Genomic DNA, 17,857 nt, shown 5'->3' with positions numbered 1-17,857 from the left:
TTTTATTTTTGTAGAGAGGACTTTTGGAATTCGTTTGTCTGTTCTCCAAGTATCGGTGGTGCTAATTTATATTGAATATCTAAATCAGAGAACTTTAACGGGCTTTTGATGAATCTGATTGTACCATATTGTTCATGCTCTATTTCTCCAATCATGTCGCGTGCCATAAATTGCGGTTGTTCTAGTGCCTCAGCAATTGTGTTCACACGTCCTCCTGGAAGTTTGTATTGTTGTAACAAGGTAATCCACTCATCCCGTGTTTTTGTCATGGTCATGTCAGTAACCATCTGGACTAGCTCCGCTTCATGTTGTTTGCGCATCGTATTCGTTAAAAAGCGCGGATCATTGGCCCATTCTTCACGTTGCAACATCGAGCAAAACTTTTTAAATTGTCCATCTGTCCCAACGCAAATCATTAGGGGACCATCTGCACAGTTAAATACTTGATAGGGCGCAACATTATTATGACGATTACCGAGACGTTCTGAGATAAAACCTGTATTTAAATAAGCACTCGCTACATTCGCTAAGCTACTCATCTGAACGTCTAATAAAGCTAAGTCAATAAATTGCCCTGTATTGGTTTGATCACGCATTCGTAAAGCGGCTAAAATACTAATGACAACATAATTAGAGGTTAAAATATCTGCAATAGGAACACCAACTTTTGTCGCTTCTCCTTCAGGTGAGCCAGTGACATGCATTAAACCACTCATTGCTTGAATTACTGGATCGAAGCCTGGTTCGTGTGCAAGAGGACCAGTTTGACCGAATCCTGTAACTGCACAATAGATGATTCTAGGATTCACTTTGCTTAATTCCTCATAGCTGAGCCCCATTCGCTCCATGTCACCCGTTTTAAAATTTTCGAGGACGACATCAGCATCTTTGACAAGTTCTTTAAATTTTTCTCTGTCCTCAATTGTCTTCAAATCTAGTGTGATCGATTTTTTATTGCGATTGGCACATAAATAATACGTACTTTGACCATTCACAAATGGCCCCCAATCACGCATACTATCAGAACCATTTGGATGTTCTATACGAATTACTTCTGCCCCTAAATCTGCCAACATCATGGAGCCAGCAGGAGCAGCATAAACACGAGATAAATCTAATACTCGAATATTTTCAAGAGGTTGCATTGTTCGTCCCCCTAAACACGTCATTTATAAACAGGCTTACGTTTTTCTACTACTGCGTTTACACCTTCTTTAAAATCATCTAACTCTGTAACAATGGCCATTTGTGATGAAATGTAATCAAGGGCACTACGTAAATCCATCCGTTGACTTTGATAAACAGCACGTTTAATGAATTGCAATGTCGTAGTTGGACGACTAGCTAATTCTTTTGCGTAATTCAATGTGTATTCGTCAAGCTCATGGTCTTCTACAACAAATGTCACAACACCTTTGTCTTTTGCTTCATCAGCAGTTAATACACGAGCTGTCCAGAACATGTCCAATGCTTGATCGATGCCGATTAATTTTGGTAAATAATAAGCGCCACCGTCGCCCGGCACGATCGCAACGTTAATGTAGCTTTCAGAAATCTTTGTAGATTTTGCAGCAATCCGTATATCGCACATTAAGGCCATATCAAGCCCTGCGCCCATTGCAAATCCATGTACCTGTGCAATAACGGGCTTATCAATTTCTTCAAGAAGAAGGGGAATACGCTGAATCTTTTTCCACAGAGAATTTTTTCGTGCTAACCCTGTAGAAGAGATATCGTCCTCGCTTTGGAAAAACCCTTCACCAGCTTGCATCGCCTTAATATCCCCACCAGCGCAAAATGATTTTCCATTACCTTTTACGATCACAACACGAATGTCCTCTGAATCACGAACAGTTTCAAGGGCTTCAATCCATTTAGCGATCATCTCTTCACTAAAAGCATTGTACGCTTCAGGTCTATTTAATGTAATTGTAGCAACATGGTCTTGCACTTCAAAAAGTAAATCAGTCATCGATAACACTCCTTATCATGTCATTAGTGGTTTGTCTCACAAATTAATGTTGGTAATTGGCCTTATCCTTCTACTTTGAGAAGTGGAGAGCTTGCGCTACTTGAAGTTAAATATCCCCATAGACTATCTCCACTATTTTCTAGCAGTTGTGTTGCGACTAAATTCGTCCAATAAGAGATGCTAGCTCCTTCATCACGCCATGACCAAAGTCTGCGTGTAAATTGGTGCAAACTATGCTCGTGTGTTGTACCAATTGCAGCATGTACTTGATGCGCAATTGTTGTCACTGCTTGAATAATTTCCTCGAAACGTATGCGGGCGTAAGCAACCTCACTATTTTGATTATTCTTCAGAAGGGCTTCGGTTACATTATTAAATGCTGCTAAGGCGATCGCTGTTTCACCTGCTAAATGTACAATATGCTGCTGAACGAGCTGGAAGCGATGAATCGGCCGACCGAATTGCTCACGTTCTTTCGTATATTGAACAGTTAAATCATTTATTTTATCGACGGCACCAGTCATCAGTGCTAATTGAAAAGCGGTATTGAGTGTTGTTATAGCGTGTATGTTGTCAGGAGATAACACAGCAGATACTTGTGAAACATTAGCATGATGGAATATAACGGTATCACGCGGTTCGCCTGCTAAATTCGACCCTAGCTTAATTTCAGCTTGGCTTAAATCTATTTCTACAAGATGAGTACCCTCCGTGCTATAGGCAAGTGTCACTAGATTTTTTGTATGACGTGCCCAAGGGATATGGATCGCCTCTCCCGTTAATTTGCCATTCTCTAACGTAAAGGCTTGGTTAGGGCAGAGCATATACGTCGCAAAGTCTTCAATTACTTGTAAACTAGCAAACTCTAATAAATAATTTGCAAATGTTGTTTCTGCAAATGGGATCGGTGCCGCGTATTTTCCAGTTATACGAATAATATTTAATAAATCCTCGATGTCGCCACCTGCACCGCCATTTTCTTCTGTAATGGCTACAGCTGTCATACCGTTTTCTTTAAACAGATCCCATAGTTCTGGTGCCCAATGACCTTGTTCCACTGTATCAACTAACTCTTTATCGACTTTTTCTTTTAACATGCGCTCTACAACATCAAGAATCATATCTTTCATTTCACTCATTGTGCTACAACCCCTTTCGCTACAACGCCATACAGTACCTCTGAAGTTCCTCCTCGGATAGTGAAACCTGGTGCATGTAAAATGGATTCAGCCATAAAGCGATCTATTTTACGATGCGCGTCAAGAGTAGGATAAGTCTGTACGATTAAGCGTGTAATTTCAGGAATACTCTGCTCAAATTTCGTACCGAGTGCTTTCACAAGTGCTGCAGGAATAGATACGTCTTCACCATTACCAGATTCTAAAAGCTGGGCTACCCCAATTGATAAATTACGTAGACCCCAAAGACGAGCTATTATTTTAGACGCTTGCTGTAACCCTTCTAAATTGTTTTGGCGTTTTAACTCTTGAATAAGTTCATCGATTAATGGGAACGTACTCAATATTCGCTCTGGACCACTGCGCTCAAAGGCAAGCTCTGCTAATCCTTGAGCCCAGCCATTACCGATCTCTCCAACAACCATATTGTCAGGTACAAAAACATTGTCAAAGAACACTTCGTTGTAATGATGCTCACCCGTTAAAAATTTGATCGGCACAACCGTTACACCTTCCGCATGTAAATCAACAATCAATTGACTAAGCCCTGCATGTTTACTTTTTCCATCAAAAGGACTAGTCCGTACTAAAGTCACCATATAGTGGCAAAGGTGTGCATTACTCGTCCATATTTTTTGACCGTTGACAATCCATCCACCCTCTACTTTTTCAGCACGTGTGCTTACCGAAGCGAGATCAGAGCCACTATTTGGTTCACTTAAACCTATGCCGAAGTAGCATTCACCTTTCACGATTTTTGGTAAGAAATATTCACGCTGCTCTTCTGTTCCATACCGTAAAAGAAGTGGTCCTGTTTGGCGATCAGCAAACCAGTGTGCAGCAACCGGAGCACCAACAGCTAAAAATTCTTCCGTTAAAATGTATCGATCAATAGTACTTCTCTCTTGACCGCCATATTTTTTAGGCCAAGTTAAGCCAATCCAACCTTTTTGACCAATTAATTTAGAGAATTCAGGATCATCTCCACTTAGCCAAGAGTCACATTTAGGCGTGAAAGTTCCTTTTGTTAATTCATCCTGTAGAAACGTTCGAACATCTAAGCGGAATTGCTCCTGCTCTTGTGTAAATTGCACAGTTGGTACATGAAACATTTGATCACTCCTTAAAATTTTACCATAATACGGTAACTATTATTGTATATGTGTATTTTATGATGACTTATAACTGTAGTCAATTACTTTTTGGAATTATTTGAAAATTTCAATGGGTAGTAATGAAGGTTTGTGGCTTATCACCAAAACGTGGGGTTGATTTCCGTTCCGCCTGAGCGCTTTCCTAGGGGGCACCGGTAAGCTGCTTCGTCCAAGAGGATGTCGGTCATGTATAATTCGGGAAAATAAAATTGATGAAAAAATGGAAATAAGGAGAATAAACATGTTACTATGTAGAAAATTACGTAATGGAGGTGTAGGGCGTGCAAATGGCTATCAAAACTTCCCAAAAAATAATGCAAGTGTTATCACCACAACTAGTACAGCAATTAGAAATACTACAATATTCAACAAATGAGCTAGAACAGTATATTTATGATAAGGCTAATGAAAATCCACTGTTAGTTGTCACGGATGCGACGGTTAAGACGCAATATGAGGAAATTATGCAATTAGCAAGTTATTCCGATAAGCGTAATTCTGCGCAATATTATGCACCGCAACATCATTCATTTAATCCCATTGAGATGAAGTTTGCAGTAAAAGAAAACTATGAGCATTTTTTATTGGAACAAGTACCTATGCATAAAAATCTATCTACTGTAGATTTAAAAATTTTAACGTTTTTAATTCAATCCTTAGATGAACGTCTATTTTTAGATGTTGATGTAGAAATAGTCGCAAATAAATGTAATACAAATGTTTTGCATGTAGAGGCACTATTGGACTTACTTCAAACTTTCGAGCCAGTAGGAGTAGGGGCACGTAATTATAAGGAGTATTTACTCATTCAGGTAGACAATGATGCGCTGGCACCGAAATTAGCTTCTCGATTGATCGAAGCGGATTTAGAGCTAGTGGCAGCACAAGCTATTAAACAATTAAGTAAAAAGTATAAGACATCTCTTCATGACGTGAAGAAAACTGTCAATTATATAAAAAATTTAAAACCAGTGATGACAGGAGATAAATTCGAAGCGATTCCATATGTCATTCCAGAAGTCGAAGTAGAAAAATTAGGAGAGGAATGGATGATTAAATTAAATCGTGGATATTTACCAAGCGTCACTATTGATAAACATTATGTTGAAATGCTAAAGAATGATCCGAACTGTAAAACTTATTTTAAAGACACAATGAAAGATGCTCTTTTATTATTACAAGGAATCGAACAACGTGATAAAACACTGTACGAATTAGCTAGATTGTTAGTGGAATTGCAAGAAGATTTTTTCCATAAAGGCATTGAGGCATTAAAGCCTATGCGGTTAAAAGATGTAGCAGATATTTTAAGTCTACATGTATCAACAATTAGTCGGGCTGTGCGTGGAAAATATATAAAAACCTCCCATGGCGTATATGCTTTACAATCGTTATTTACAAAAGGAGTAATGAATATTTCTGGAAAAATGGATTCTATTATGTATATTAAAAAGCGGCTCAAACAGTTGATTGAGACAGAGGATAAACAAAAGCCATTAACGGATCAGCAGCTTACAAATACTTTAAGTGCTGAAGGTATCCAAATATCCAGACGGACAGTAGCGAAGTACAGGGAAGAGATGAATATTATGAGTTCATTTAATCGTGTATATGGATAGGTTAGATGATGTAAATGAACTGTTAATGATGTATTTTTGCATCATAATTTGAAAAATGCATATAAAAAGATTCATAGATTTTTTTTAAGGCTCCTCACCATAACGTGAAGTTGATTTCCGTTCCGGCTGGGCGCTTTCCTGGGGGCGTCCGATGAGCCGCTTAGGCCAACACGATGTTGGTCACGAAGGCTTTATCACAGGATGGGATGGTTTTAGCCTTCGTTCCTCTATTGCTGATCCCCAAGGAGTCGCCCAGCCTCCACTCCAATCAACTAAAATTACTCCGTTTTATAAAATGTCATCGACAATTTTTGGTGATAAGACAGTTTTTAAATAACAACATAGATGGACAGATTGATAATTTTTTGAAATTTTTAATAATTGAATAGGTTTGGCATCAGAATTGCTCATTAAACGATAGACATTGAAATAGAAGAAAGGGGCTAGTAAATGTCTACATAACACAAAGGGGTGGTTTAATGGGGGCTTTGCAAAAATCATTGAAAACACGGCATATTACAATGATCTCCATTGGGGGGGTTATTGGTACAGGGCTCTTCGTAGGGACTGGAAAAAATATTTTAAGTACCGGCCCTGCGGCGGTGATTTCATATGCGATTGCATGCATGCTTATAGTTCTGATCATGCAAATGGTTGGAGAAATGGCGTCAGGAGAAATAGTATTAGGAAAGAAATCAGGGGGTTCGGCAGAGCTAGGCTCATTTGCTTCCTATGCAGGGAAGTATATTGGTCCATGGGCAGGGTTTACAGTAGGGTGGCTTTATTGGGCAAGCTGGGTATTTATTGTGGGGTTAGAAGCGGCACTCATAGGGGGAATGCTGCATAATTGGTTCCCGATGATACCAACATGGCTCGGAAGCGTAGGCATAACATTATTGATGACAATAGTTAATATTTATTCAGTAAAATCATTTGGTGAATTTGAATATTGGCTGTCCTTCGTTAAAGTTACGGCAATTATTGTATTTTTAGTTGTTGGCATAGCTATGATTTTAGGAATTTGGCCAAACTATGAACCGAAGGGATTAGGAATTTTAACGGAATTCGGTGGATTTGCCCCGAATGGTATTGTCCCGATTTTTACGGCAATTGTCTTTGTTATATTTTCGATTTGTGGCGCTGAGGTTGCAGCCATTGCGGCAGCAGAGTCAGAAAATCCAGCGAGAAATATTGTTCGCGCCATTCGCAACGTTGTCTTTCGATTAGGATTATTTTTTGTAGGCTCAGTAGCTATTATGGTTTTAATCATTCCTTGGAATGATTCAAAAATATTGGCAGCGCCTTATGCAAATATTTTAACGATGGCAGGGCTTCCAATTGCTGCTCAACTGATTCAAATCGTCATTTTTATTTCACTAATCTCTGTGTTAAATTCTGCTCTTTATACAAGCTCACGTATGCTACTTGAAATGTCGCGTCAAGGGGATGCACCAAAAATATTCTCACAAATTAAAAATCGTCGAGGTGTGCCTGTACCAGCTGTTATTGGTAGTACAGTAGTAGCGTATATTTGTGCGATGTTATACTTCATTTCACCTGAAGTTATTTTCTACTTTTTAGGTAATTGCGTTGGGGGATTAATGATTGCGGTTTATATTTTTATTGCTATTTCACAAATTCGTTTCCGCCGTTATTACGACAAAGTTTCAGATGAGCCATTATCGATTAGAATGTGGCTATTTCCATATTTATCGTATGTGACAATTGGTATCTTAACAGTCGTTTATTTATGCCAAGCTCTCATCGAATCTTTACGTTCACAATTCTACTTGAGTACATTTGTATTAATTGGCTCAGTTGTGTTGTTCATGATTATGCGAAAGCTGTCGACAAAACCAGCGGAGCAAATAGAGGAAAAGCTAGCATCAGAGTAGAATACTATAAAAATACAAAAAATTCGCAATATTTCTGCGAGATATCAAGCCGTGAAAGAATTTAAAGGTGCTTTAACACCTTTTAGGCTTCCAGATGCCCCGTAGAAAGAGCGAATTTTTTTGTATGAAAAAGCCTTTAAAGTCTTCGAGAGGGAGTGATCTAGATGTCGATAACTCAACTACATAAAGAGGAACATTTTTTTATTGTAAAAAATGATGAGGTAATGATTAAAAGTGATATCCAAATAGAGCTTCTTGAAAAAATAATAAAAAAATATAGTAAAGGATTAGAAACCTATGATGTAGAAGGCTATTTTATTCATGTAATAGAGACTTCGCAAGGTAACTTATTTCATGTCAAACCATTCATGCAGTATAGCTATATAGACTTTATGAACCCATTGTCCATTAAAGTATTAAACTCTATATCTGATGGCGTGACAGTATGTGATTGTGATGGCAAAATTTTATTTCAAAATGATATTGATATTGAAATTGTTGGCATTGATTTAATGGGGAGATATGCAAAAGACGTAATCGCTGAAGGATTAATGAGTGATTCCATTTCGATGAAAGTAATTGAATCAAAAGAAAAAGTAACTATTTTGCAGACGTTCATTAATGGCAAATGCTTTTTAGTCTCTGGTAAGCCGATATTTGATGAATACGGCGAATTACAATATGTAGTTGCTATTACTCGGGATATGACACAATTAAAGCTGTTAGAGACAGAAGTAAAAAAATTAGAAGTTCAAAACGAGAATTTTAAAAATAAGCTACATACCTTACATAATAAAGAAAACACAAAAAGTAGTTTAATAGCTGTATCTTCAGCAATGATGCAGGTTGTAGAGCGTGTTATGAGAGTTGCAGAGGTAGACTCTACTGTATTAATTGGTGGTGAATCGGGCGTAGGTAAAGAAGAGATAACAAAGCTTATTCACGCAAATAGCCGCCGTCATGATAAGCAAATTTTAACGATTAACTGTAGTGCAATCCCTGAGAATTTATTAGAATCTGAACTTTTCGGCTATGAAGCAGGAGCCTTTACGGGAGCGTCAAGAGGTGGTAAGGCAGGGTTATTTGAGATTGCGTCAGGTGGCACAGTGTTTTTAGATGAGATTGGAGAAATGCCCTTGCTACTACAGGCGAAATTATTACGTGTGCTCCAAGAATCAGAGGTACAGCGTCTAGGTAGCGGAAAGCCTATTCCTATCGATGTACGCATAATCGCTGCGACAAATCGAAATTTAGCGGAGATGGTGAGGCAAAGTAATTTTCGAGAGGATTTATATTATCGGTTAAATATTATCCCGATTGAAATTCCTCCTTTAAGACATCGTCGCCAAGATATCATCCCACTAATCAACCATTTTCTAGCTATTGTTGAAGAAAAATATGGGATCCATCGGACAATTGAGTCATCTGCAATGAAAATATTAGAATCTTATGATTGGCCAGGCAATGTACGTCAACTTAAAAATATGGTGGAACGTATTTGCTTACTAGCAACCCAGCCAGAAATAACAGCATTTATTGTGCAACAAGAGTTAGATAGTAACCCAATTATTACACGTGATCTAGAAAACCGAGTAGAAATACAAAGCATTCAGGAACAGCTTGTAACTCCGAAGTTTAGTGGTACTTTAAAGGAGCAAGTAGCTGCATTTGAAAAGCAGGTTATTAAAGAAGCTCTATCTAAATATCCAAGTATCAGGCAAGCTGCTAAATCACTTGGCTGTGATCAGTCAACATTAGTACGTAAAATACAAAAGTTCCAATTAACGAAACAAATTTCGTATAAGGACTAGTGATGTATTTTTGCATCAAAATTTCATTCAAGCACAATAAGTTGTAATATCGCAATACTCGCTAATTAATACAAGGAAAATGATGAATATGTTAATAGATTTAGAAGAAAAGAGGCATTTTCAAAAAAGAAAACGTCTCTTTTTCATTTTGTAGTAGTTGTTGTGAAGCGTTTTGATTTTTTCACTCATCACCAAAAGAAAGGAATGTTTTGTTAAAACGTATGTCATTAATATAAGTTGATTGGAGTGGAGGCTGGGCGACTCCTTGGGGAGTAGCAAATAGAGGAACGAAGGCTAAAACCATCACGGCCTGTGATAACGCCTTCGTGACCAACTTCGTGTTGGCCCGAGACCCTGCAGCGCAGCGAAGCGGCTCATCGGACGCCCACAGGAAAGCGCCCAGCCGGAACGGAAATCAACTACACGTTATGAAAATGTAGCAATATTTTTTCGTTAAAATAATTTTTTTCTTCAGTTGGCATGAGAATTGCTACTAAAAAAATGAATGAAATTTTAAACGAAAAGAGGTTGGTATTTATGACAGTTCAACTAAAAGAAGAGTTAAAGACGTTAGATCAAAAACATTTTCTACACCCAACAACGTCGATTGAGCAACAACAAACACAAGGTCCAGCAGCCATTTTTACCGAGGGCAATGGCATTTATTTAAAAGATATAGAAGGAAATATCTACATTGATGGGATGTCTTCTTTATGGAATGTAAATATTGGGCATGGTCGTAAAGAAATTGCCGAAGTGGCGAAGGAACAAATTTCTACATTGGCATTTAGTTCCTGCTTCGCATCGTTTAGCAATGAACCAGCTATTCGTTTAGCGACGAAAATTGCTTCTTTAACTCCTGGAGATTTAAACACTGTATTTTTCACTTCTGGCGGCTCAGAGTCGAACGATACAGCGATTAAATTAGCACGTCATTACTGGTTACTAAAAGGACAGCCAGAGCGCCAAAAAATTATTTCACGTACCCATTCATACCATGGTGTAGCAATGGGTGCTACAAATGCGACGGGCTTACAAGCGTTTCGTGACTTTACGAATTCGCACGCACCTGATTTCCACTATGTATACAGCGAATCCGTACGTAATTTACGTGAAACTATTGAAGCGTTAGGCCCTGATACTGTGGCAGCATTTATTTCTGAACCTGTACAAGGTGCAGGTGGGGTTAATATTCCACAAAAAGATTACTTTAAAGAAGTGCGAAAAATTTGTGATGAGTACGGTATTTTATTCATTGCAGATGAAGTCATTACCGGGTTTGGTCGTACAGGTAAATTTTTCGGTATGGAACATTACGGAGTAGTGCCAGATATGATGTCATTCGCTAAAGGAGTTTCAAGTGGTTATGTTCAACTTGGTGGTGTGGCAATATCCGAAAAGCTGCATCAAGATCTTTGCGAACTTTCTAAAGGGACATTAATGCATGGATATACTTACAGCGGTCATGCACTAGCTTGTCAAGTTGGGTTGAAAAATATAGAAATCCTCGAGCGTGAAAATCTCGTTGAGAATGCTGCAAAGATGGGCGATGCCATGTTAGAAGGATTCCAAGCACTGCAAGAAAAATATAGCTTTATCGGACGCGTGCGTACGCTTGGATTACTTGGAGCCATTGAATTAGTGAAGAGCCGTGAAACGGGCGAATTGTTTGAATCTCCTCTTAGTCCAATTTTTGTACAAGAAACGATGAAACGAGGATTGATTCTACGAACAGTTACGTATGATCAAGATACAGTTGTTTTTTCTCCACCTCTCATTCTATCAAAAGTAGAGCTAGATGAAATGTTACGTATTTTGGACGAAACATTTGAGCATATACGTAAAATAATTGTTGAAAAAGAGTAATGTTAACGAAACGATCATTATTTGAAGGAGGAGTTTTATGACAACTATCGTTAGAGAAATACGAGAACAATTTAATCCTGCAAAGCCATCTCAATGTATTGGGCAAGTTGAGCTTTTAACAAAAGATGAAACGAAAGACGTTATCGTTGCAGCTCAGGAAGCATTTGAAGGTTGGAAAAATACGTCTTCTGTGGCGCGTGGAGAAATTTTACGCGTGACAGCAGACTTGCTCGAGAAAAATATGGATAAAGTAGCTGAAATAGCTTCGAATGAAATGGGTAAAACGAAAAATGAAATGCTTGGTGAAGTTAAACGCGGCGCTTCCATTTTACGTTATTTTGCACAAGAAGGGATGCGGGCAACAGGTGAAGTGTTACCTTCCGCCAATGAAGCGAAATTATTGTATACAATGCGAGTACCACTTGGCGTCGTTGCTGCCATAACTCCTTGGAATTTCCCTGTCGCTATTCCTCTATGGAAAATTGCACCTGCATTAGTGTACGGCAATACGGTTGTTTGGAAGCCTTCTGTTGAAAGCGCTTTAACTGGTGAATTAATAGGAAAATTATTTCAAGAAGCAGGTTTACCAAAAAACGTGTTAAATGTTGTACAAGGTCGCGGTTCAAAGGTTGGGCAGGTATTATTGGAGGCACCTGAAGTAAAGGTGATTACATTTACAGGTTCAAATAGTGTGGGTCAAAGTATTTTAGATACTGCTGGATCAACTAATAAAAAAATTCAGCTTGAACTTGGAGGGAAAAATGCAGCAATCATTTTAGCAGATGCCAATATCAATCAAGCTGCTAAATTAACGATTGAAGGTGCGATGAAGCAGACTGGACAGCGTTGTACAGCAACTAGTCGAGTTTACATTGAGGAAGCAGTTTATGAAAAGGTAGTAGAGCAGTTAATTGAAGAAGCTAAAAAAATTGAAGTTGGTGTCACGATGGGGCCAGTGTCATCTAAAGGACAATATGATTCTATATTATCCGCCATCGAGAAAGCAAAAGTTGAGGGAGCAGAGCTAGTATTTGGCGGTGGTCCTACAAAAGGTATATTAGAAGGATACTATATAGATCCAACAATTTTTACGAATGTAACTCATGAGATGTCGATTGCTCATGAAGAGATTTTTGGACCAGTTTTAGCGGTCATCAAAGTAAAAGATTATGAAGAAGCGATTCGATTATCGAATGATTCTAATTTTGGATTGAGTGCTTCTATTTATACTAATAACATTCCGAAAGCATTTGATTTTATTAACCGTAGTGAAGTAGGACTTGTACAGGTTAACGATGAAACAGGTGGAGCTGAGCCTCAAGCGCCGTTTGGAGGAATGAAAAACTCAAGTACCGGTGCCCGTGAGCAGGGGCAAGCAGCGAAAGAGTTCTTTACAACGTATAAAACGATTACGATTGGCACAAAAAGTGAGTGAAAATTTTATCATGAAAGAAATTTAAATAGAAGACAAAAAAATAAATGTCACATATGCCTCGGTGTAATGGCCCAGATTTTTCTTAAATTGTACGTAATAGCTTGTAAAAAATCTGGAGCATTCTCTTGAGGCATTAACTTTATACTCAAAAATATGTTTTGGTGAAAGCAAAGTAACACGATGTGAACAACCGCAAAGGCGTTTTTGCCTTTTTAAAATTTATTAAACGAAAGAAGGTAGAGCTATGGCACAAAGTCGTTTAGCAATTGATGTCGGTGGAACGTTTACGGATGTATTTGTTTTTAATGAAGAGACAGGAGAAGTATTTGTCACAAAAACGTCGTCTACACCTTCAAATCCGGAGCAAGGAATTTTAAATGGAGTAGCAAAAGCAGAATTGAATGGCAAGGATATTAAAATTTTTTCTCATGGCACAACAGTTGGAACGAATGCATTAATTGAGCGCAAGCTGCCAAAAACAGCTCTTATTACGACAAAGGGTTTTAGAGATGTCATCGAAATTCGCCGGGGAACGAAAGAAGATATTTGGGACACATATAAAGATACTGCGAGGCCTTATATTCAACGACGAGATCGATTTGAAGTGACAGAACGAATAGATTATGAAGGTAATATTCTTCAAGTTATTGATGAAGAGGAAGTTCGTTTATTAGCAAAAAAATTAAAACGTCGAGGAACAGAGTCCATTGCCGTGTGTTTCGTCAATGCCTATGTGAACGGGGAAAATGAGGCGAAAGTCAAAGAAATTTTAAAAGAGGAATTACCGGATGTCTATGTTTGTACTTCAAGCGAGGTGCTTCCGGAAATCTTTGAGCATGAGCGCATGAGTACAACTATTATCAACGCCGTTCTTGGACCAATTATGAGTAATTATATTAGTAAGTTAAGCACTGAAATGCAGAAAAAAGGCTATGACGATGAAATATTAGTTTTACACTCGGGTGGCGGTGTCATGACCTCAAGTACAGTGCCCCGCTATGCTGCTAGATTAGCAAGTTCCGGGATAGCTGCTGGAGCAATTGCGAGTAAGCATATCGCAAAGTTATGCGGATTTGACAACGCAATCGGCTTAGATATGGGTGGTACAAGTACCGATATATCACTGATGTATAAGGGGGATATACGAATTACAAAGGACTGGTCGATAGAATATGGCTATCCAATTGGTTTCCCAAGCATTGAAATATTAACAATAGGAGCCGGTGGAGGTAGCCTCGCCTGGAAAGATGAAGGCGGTTCTTTACGAAATGGACCACAAAGTGCAGGGGCAGTACCAGGTCCAGCTTGTTATGGCCGAGGAGGCACTGAGCCAACTAACTCAGATGCAAATTTAGTGTTAGGACGTCTAGGTGTAGATTTGTTAGATGGGACGATGCAGTTAAACAAAGAGGCAGCTAGAGAGGCTGTGAAAAAAATCGCCAATGCATTCGATCAAACAGTTGAAGAAGCGGCAAGTGCCATTATAGAAGTTGCAAATGCCAATATGAGTGATGCAGTTCGATTAATTTCAGTACGGAGAGGTTATGATCCCCGTGATTTCGCGCTTGTAGCTTTTGGTGGTGCGGGACCATTACACGGTGCCTATTTGGCAAAAGATTTAAACATCCCCAAAGTCATTATTCCTACGCATCCAGGTGTAGCAGCGGCAATGGGATGCCTGCTTGTAGATGTACGCCATGATATTTCTAAAACATATGTGAAAAAACTAGCTGAAGTAAGTGTAGAGGAACTGACAAATCAATTTAGTGAATTGCGAGAAGAGGCAAGAGAATTATTAGAAGAGGAAGGAATAGCAGAAAACACATCGTCATTAACGAATTATATAGATCTTCGTTATAAGGGACAATGGCGATCTCTAGCTGTTCTCGTATCCGATCAAATCACTTCTCTAGATGCTATTTTGGAAGCGTTCCATAAAGAACATGAACGAGAATTTGCATTTTCTGATATGGATCAAACTGTAGAAATATTTGGCTTACGTGTAACGGCTATAGGAACAGTACCAAAACCTAATTTTCCTCAATATGTTTCTGAAGGCTCACTGGAAGAAGCTTTTAAAGAAACACGACCTGTTTATTTTGAGGGTAAATATATTGAAACAAACGTATATAATCGCGATAAAATACCCGTTTATACACAATTTGCTGGTCCGGCCATTATTGATCAGCTTGATACGACGACTGTTATTCCACCAGGGTTTACTGCGGAAGTAGATGCCTATAAAAATATTATTATTACGGTGAACTAATACGCGATAAGGGGGAATTGGCTATGAGTACGACGAAATTAGAGATAAATCAAAAGGTCCAAAATCTAGACCCAGTAACATTTGAAGTGTTAAAAAACGGCTTTGTGAATTTAGTCGATCAAATGGCTGAACAAATGCTACGTACATGTTATTCGTTTGTTATATATAATCGAGACTTTAGCTGTGCATTATGCGATGCACAGGGGAATACCGTTATGCAAGGTACGCAAGATATTTCTGTACATGTAGGGACATTACATTTAACTGCAAAAGCTGTCTTAGAAGATTTCGCTGATGATATTCACCCAGGTGATGTATTTTTAGTAAATGATCCTTATCGTGGTGGAACACATTTCAGTGATGTGCGTGTAATTTTACCAGTATTCCATGATGACAAACTAATTGCACTTATGCAAACAAATGGTCATTGGGCAGATGTCGGTGGTTCTAACCCAGGTTCCTTTGATATTACAGCTAAGGAACATTACGGGGAAGGGCTTCGTATCCCACCTGTCCGCATTTATAGTAAAGGTCAATATTTAACAGATGTTGTGAAGATTATTGTCATGAATATGCGTATCCCGGAAGAACGTATTGGAGATTTACGTTCTCAAGTGGAAGCCGCAAAAGTTGGTGAGAAGCAGCTTCAGGAAATGATAGAAAAGTACGGCATTCATACGGTGCTAGTAGCTTTTGAGGAAGTCCAAAATTATGTAGAACGATTAATGCGAGTGAAAATTAAAGCTTTACCAAAAGGACAATGGGAAACGGTGGACTATATCGATATGGATCCACAATTAGGAGATGGCCTCATCCCAATTCGTGTGAAAATGACCATTACGGAGGATGAAATAGCTTATGATTTAAGCGATTCACATCCTTATATTAGCTGCTTTTTAAATGCAGGCTTTGGCTCAGCACTTTCTGGTACTTATGCAGGAACCAAAACATTTTTCCCGGATATTCCGCTGAACTCAGGATTTTATCGTGTTGTGAAAATATTTCTTCCTGAAAACTCTGTCGTCAATGCACCTAGCCCAGTAGCTGTCTCTGGCTATTGTTCAGGCGCATTTGAAAAAATTATGAATGCATGCTTCGAATTATGGTCGAATATTATGCCGGAACGCGCGATCGCATGTTCATTTAATTTAGAGTATTTATTAATAGGTGGGTATGATCAGCGGAGAGATAGTAGTGAATATTTTATGTGGTATGACTGGATGGCTGGTGGCCATGGCGGACGTATTGACCGTGATGGCGCGAATACAACCTCACCGGTGTTCGGGGTAGGTTTAAGTGTTCAACCATGCGAAGGGCAAGAGCGTTTGTCTCCAGTTGTTACAACGAAGCATGAAATCATTATAGATTCAGCTGGTCCAGGTAAATACCGTGGTGGTTGTGGTGTAGAAAAGGGAGGCGTTTTAACGGATATAAACCAAACAGTGATGTCCTATTGCTGTGATCGTTCTCGCTCCATTACATGGGGGATTATGGGTGGCTTACCTTCCATTGCACAGGGGGCTATTTTAAATCCAAACAAAGAGGAAGAAAAATTTTTAGGCACGATCTTCTCCAATGTTGAATTGAAGAAAGGGGATTCCTTTACACGTCCTTCAGCAGGAGGCGGAGGTTTAGGTGACCCATTAGCACGAGATGTAAACGCTGTTTTAGAGGACGTTATCGATGAATATGTTTCGATTGAGCGTGCAAAGCTTGATTATGGTGTAGTTATCAATGAAATTGACCGCGATATGGATGCCTTCGAAATTGATATGGCTGCAACATTAAAAGAACGCGATTATATCCGTGAAAATCGCCATAGATGGTTGGAAACAGACCCAATAGAAGTTGAGCAGATGTATAACAACGGTGAAATTAATCAAATGGATGTTGTTCGTAAATATGGTGTCATAATGGATTATGAAACAAATAAAGCATTGCCAATCTCCACAGAGCAGTACCGAGAAGCAATGAAGAAACGTTCTTTAGCATATTGGGGATAAACAAAACGTTCTAGTGCAATTTGATTGAGTATAATAAATAAGAGGCTGGGACAAATGTGTTTCAGCCAACAAAAATACCGAACTATCCAATGAAACTCTCATGACGTGTTTCGGAATAGTTCGGTTTTTCTATTTATCGTGTTTTGTTAATTTAGAGATTATTCGGTTTTATGAAGGAACCATTTGGTTATGTCCCAGCCCCTCTGCGAAATAAGGGTATGCAAATTTCTAATATCCAGTAATGCATATACTATGAAAAATATCACTACATAACTTAAAAAATCTAAAGGTAAAGAGTTGTTATTTAATATGCCGACATTACTTAGAATTTTTTGAATTACCAATGTAAGAAACATAGCTAATCCAATCGCTATAAGCTTACGGAGCAATAATATCACATCCATTCTAGTTATGGATTTTTTTCTATATGCATGACAAACTTTTGGTACCCAAACTAATCATTTATCAGCTAACTAAGTAAGAACAACGTCCAAAATAAAGAAGTGGTATTTTTTTTATTAATTAGTCAAATATAAACCAGAATTTTACCAATGACTTATATTCATTCTATCATGGTATTGTAACTTCATGACCACAAGATTTTATCGGTTAGTACTGTATTTTTTCGGTTTTATGAATAGAAAAGTGACCTGAC

12 protein-coding genes are annotated in these 17,857 nt (G+C 38.5%); 8 read left to right on the top strand and 4 right to left on the bottom strand.

Translation table 11 applies throughout. The features are described from left to right. Positions 1-2 precede the first annotated feature (2 nt). From ACYQ73_RS01735 to ACYQ73_RS01720, 4 genes are all read right to left on the bottom strand, one after another. Complete coding sequence (locus ACYQ73_RS01735; protein WP_460010873.1) at positions 3-1,145, bottom strand: CaiB/BaiF CoA transferase family protein; 1,143 nt, start codon at positions 1,143-1,145, stop codon at positions 3-5. Positions 1,146-1,165: 20 nt separating this feature from the next. Beyond that, a complete protein-coding gene (locus tag ACYQ73_RS01730) occupies positions 1,166-1,972 on the bottom strand; it encodes an enoyl-CoA hydratase/isomerase family protein (RefSeq protein ID WP_460010872.1) in 807 nt (268 codons plus the stop codon). Between the two features lie 62 nt (positions 1,973-2,034). After that, a complete protein-coding gene (locus tag ACYQ73_RS01725) occupies positions 2,035-3,111 on the bottom strand; it encodes an acyl-CoA dehydrogenase family protein (RefSeq protein ID WP_460010871.1) in 1,077 nt (358 codons plus the stop codon). Further along, positions 3,108-4,262: an acyl-CoA dehydrogenase family protein gene (locus tag ACYQ73_RS01720; protein WP_460010870.1), complete on the bottom strand. Its 1,155-nt coding sequence runs from the start codon at positions 4,260-4,262 to the stop codon at positions 3,108-3,110. Before ACYQ73_RS01720 ends, ACYQ73_RS01725 begins: the two co-directional genes overlap by 4 nt. 329 nt (positions 4,263-4,591) lie before the next feature. On the opposite strand from ACYQ73_RS01720, the gene rpoN reads away from it, so the two are divergent. From rpoN to ACYQ73_RS01680, 8 genes are all read left to right on the top strand, one after another. Then, positions 4,592-5,923 (top strand): RNA polymerase factor sigma-54, encoded by a 1,332-nt coding sequence (gene rpoN / locus ACYQ73_RS01715; RefSeq protein ID WP_460011503.1) that lies wholly within the window; start codon positions 4,592-4,594, stop codon positions 5,921-5,923. A gap of 151 nt (positions 5,924-6,074) precedes the next feature. Further along, positions 6,075-6,260, top strand: a complete 186-nt coding sequence (locus ACYQ73_RS01710) for a hypothetical protein (protein ID WP_460010869.1) — start codon at positions 6,075-6,077, stop codon at positions 6,258-6,260. A 142-nt stretch (positions 6,261-6,402) separates the two neighbouring features. Next, complete coding sequence (locus tag ACYQ73_RS01705; RefSeq protein WP_460010868.1) at positions 6,403-7,818, top strand: amino acid permease; 1,416 nt, start codon at positions 6,403-6,405, stop codon at positions 7,816-7,818. Between the two features lie 164 nt (positions 7,819-7,982). After that, a complete protein-coding gene (locus ACYQ73_RS01700) occupies positions 7,983-9,629 on the top strand; it encodes a sigma-54 interaction domain-containing protein (RefSeq protein WP_460010867.1) in 1,647 nt (548 codons plus the stop codon). Positions 9,630-10,166: 537 nt separating this feature from the next. Beyond that, a complete protein-coding gene (locus ACYQ73_RS01695) occupies positions 10,167-11,495 on the top strand; it encodes an aminotransferase family protein (RefSeq protein ID WP_460010866.1) in 1,329 nt (442 codons plus the stop codon). Positions 11,496-11,532: 37 nt separating this feature from the next. Next, positions 11,533-12,930 (top strand): aldehyde dehydrogenase family protein, encoded by a 1,398-nt coding sequence (locus ACYQ73_RS01690; RefSeq protein WP_460010865.1) that lies wholly within the window; start codon positions 11,533-11,535, stop codon positions 12,928-12,930. Positions 12,931-13,174: 244 nt separating this feature from the next. Further along, positions 13,175-15,199 (top strand): hydantoinase/oxoprolinase family protein, encoded by a 2,025-nt coding sequence (locus ACYQ73_RS01685; protein ID WP_460010864.1) that lies wholly within the window; start codon positions 13,175-13,177, stop codon positions 15,197-15,199. A gap of 23 nt (positions 15,200-15,222) precedes the next feature. Continuing rightward, positions 15,223-17,202 (top strand): hydantoinase B/oxoprolinase family protein, encoded by a 1,980-nt coding sequence (locus tag ACYQ73_RS01680; protein ID WP_460010863.1) that lies wholly within the window; start codon positions 15,223-15,225, stop codon positions 17,200-17,202. Positions 17,203-17,857: the final 655 nt, after the last annotated feature.

The sequence above is a fragment of the Lysinibacillus sp. CTST325 genome (assembly GCF_054665055.1).
Note: the sequence above shows the minus strand (reverse complement) of the source record. Positions and strands in the feature narration are given on the sequence as shown.

Coding starts and splice junctions, on each gene's coding strand:
- ACYQ73_RS01735 (WP_460010873.1), bottom strand. CDS start 1,145: ATGCAACCTCTTGAAAATATTCGAGTATTAGATTTATCTCGTGTTTAT.
- ACYQ73_RS01730 (WP_460010872.1), bottom strand. CDS start 1,972: ATGACTGATTTACTTTTTGAAGTGCAAGACCATGTTGCTACAATTACA.
- ACYQ73_RS01725 (WP_460010871.1), bottom strand. CDS start 3,111: ATGAGTGAAATGAAAGATATGATTCTTGATGTTGTAGAGCGCATGTTA.
- ACYQ73_RS01720 (WP_460010870.1), bottom strand. CDS start 4,262: ATGTTTCATGTACCAACTGTGCAATTTACACAAGAGCAGGAGCAATTC.
- rpoN (WP_460011503.1), top strand. CDS start 4,592: ATGGCTATCAAAACTTCCCAAAAAATAATGCAAGTGTTATCACCACAA.
- ACYQ73_RS01710 (WP_460010869.1), top strand. CDS start 6,075: ATGAGCCGCTTAGGCCAACACGATGTTGGTCACGAAGGCTTTATCACA.
- ACYQ73_RS01705 (WP_460010868.1), top strand. CDS start 6,403: ATGGGGGCTTTGCAAAAATCATTGAAAACACGGCATATTACAATGATC.
- ACYQ73_RS01700 (WP_460010867.1), top strand. CDS start 7,983: ATGTCGATAACTCAACTACATAAAGAGGAACATTTTTTTATTGTAAAA.
- ACYQ73_RS01695 (WP_460010866.1), top strand. CDS start 10,167: ATGACAGTTCAACTAAAAGAAGAGTTAAAGACGTTAGATCAAAAACAT.
- ACYQ73_RS01690 (WP_460010865.1), top strand. CDS start 11,533: ATGACAACTATCGTTAGAGAAATACGAGAACAATTTAATCCTGCAAAG.
- ACYQ73_RS01685 (WP_460010864.1), top strand. CDS start 13,175: ATGGCACAAAGTCGTTTAGCAATTGATGTCGGTGGAACGTTTACGGAT.
- ACYQ73_RS01680 (WP_460010863.1), top strand. CDS start 15,223: ATGAGTACGACGAAATTAGAGATAAATCAAAAGGTCCAAAATCTAGAC.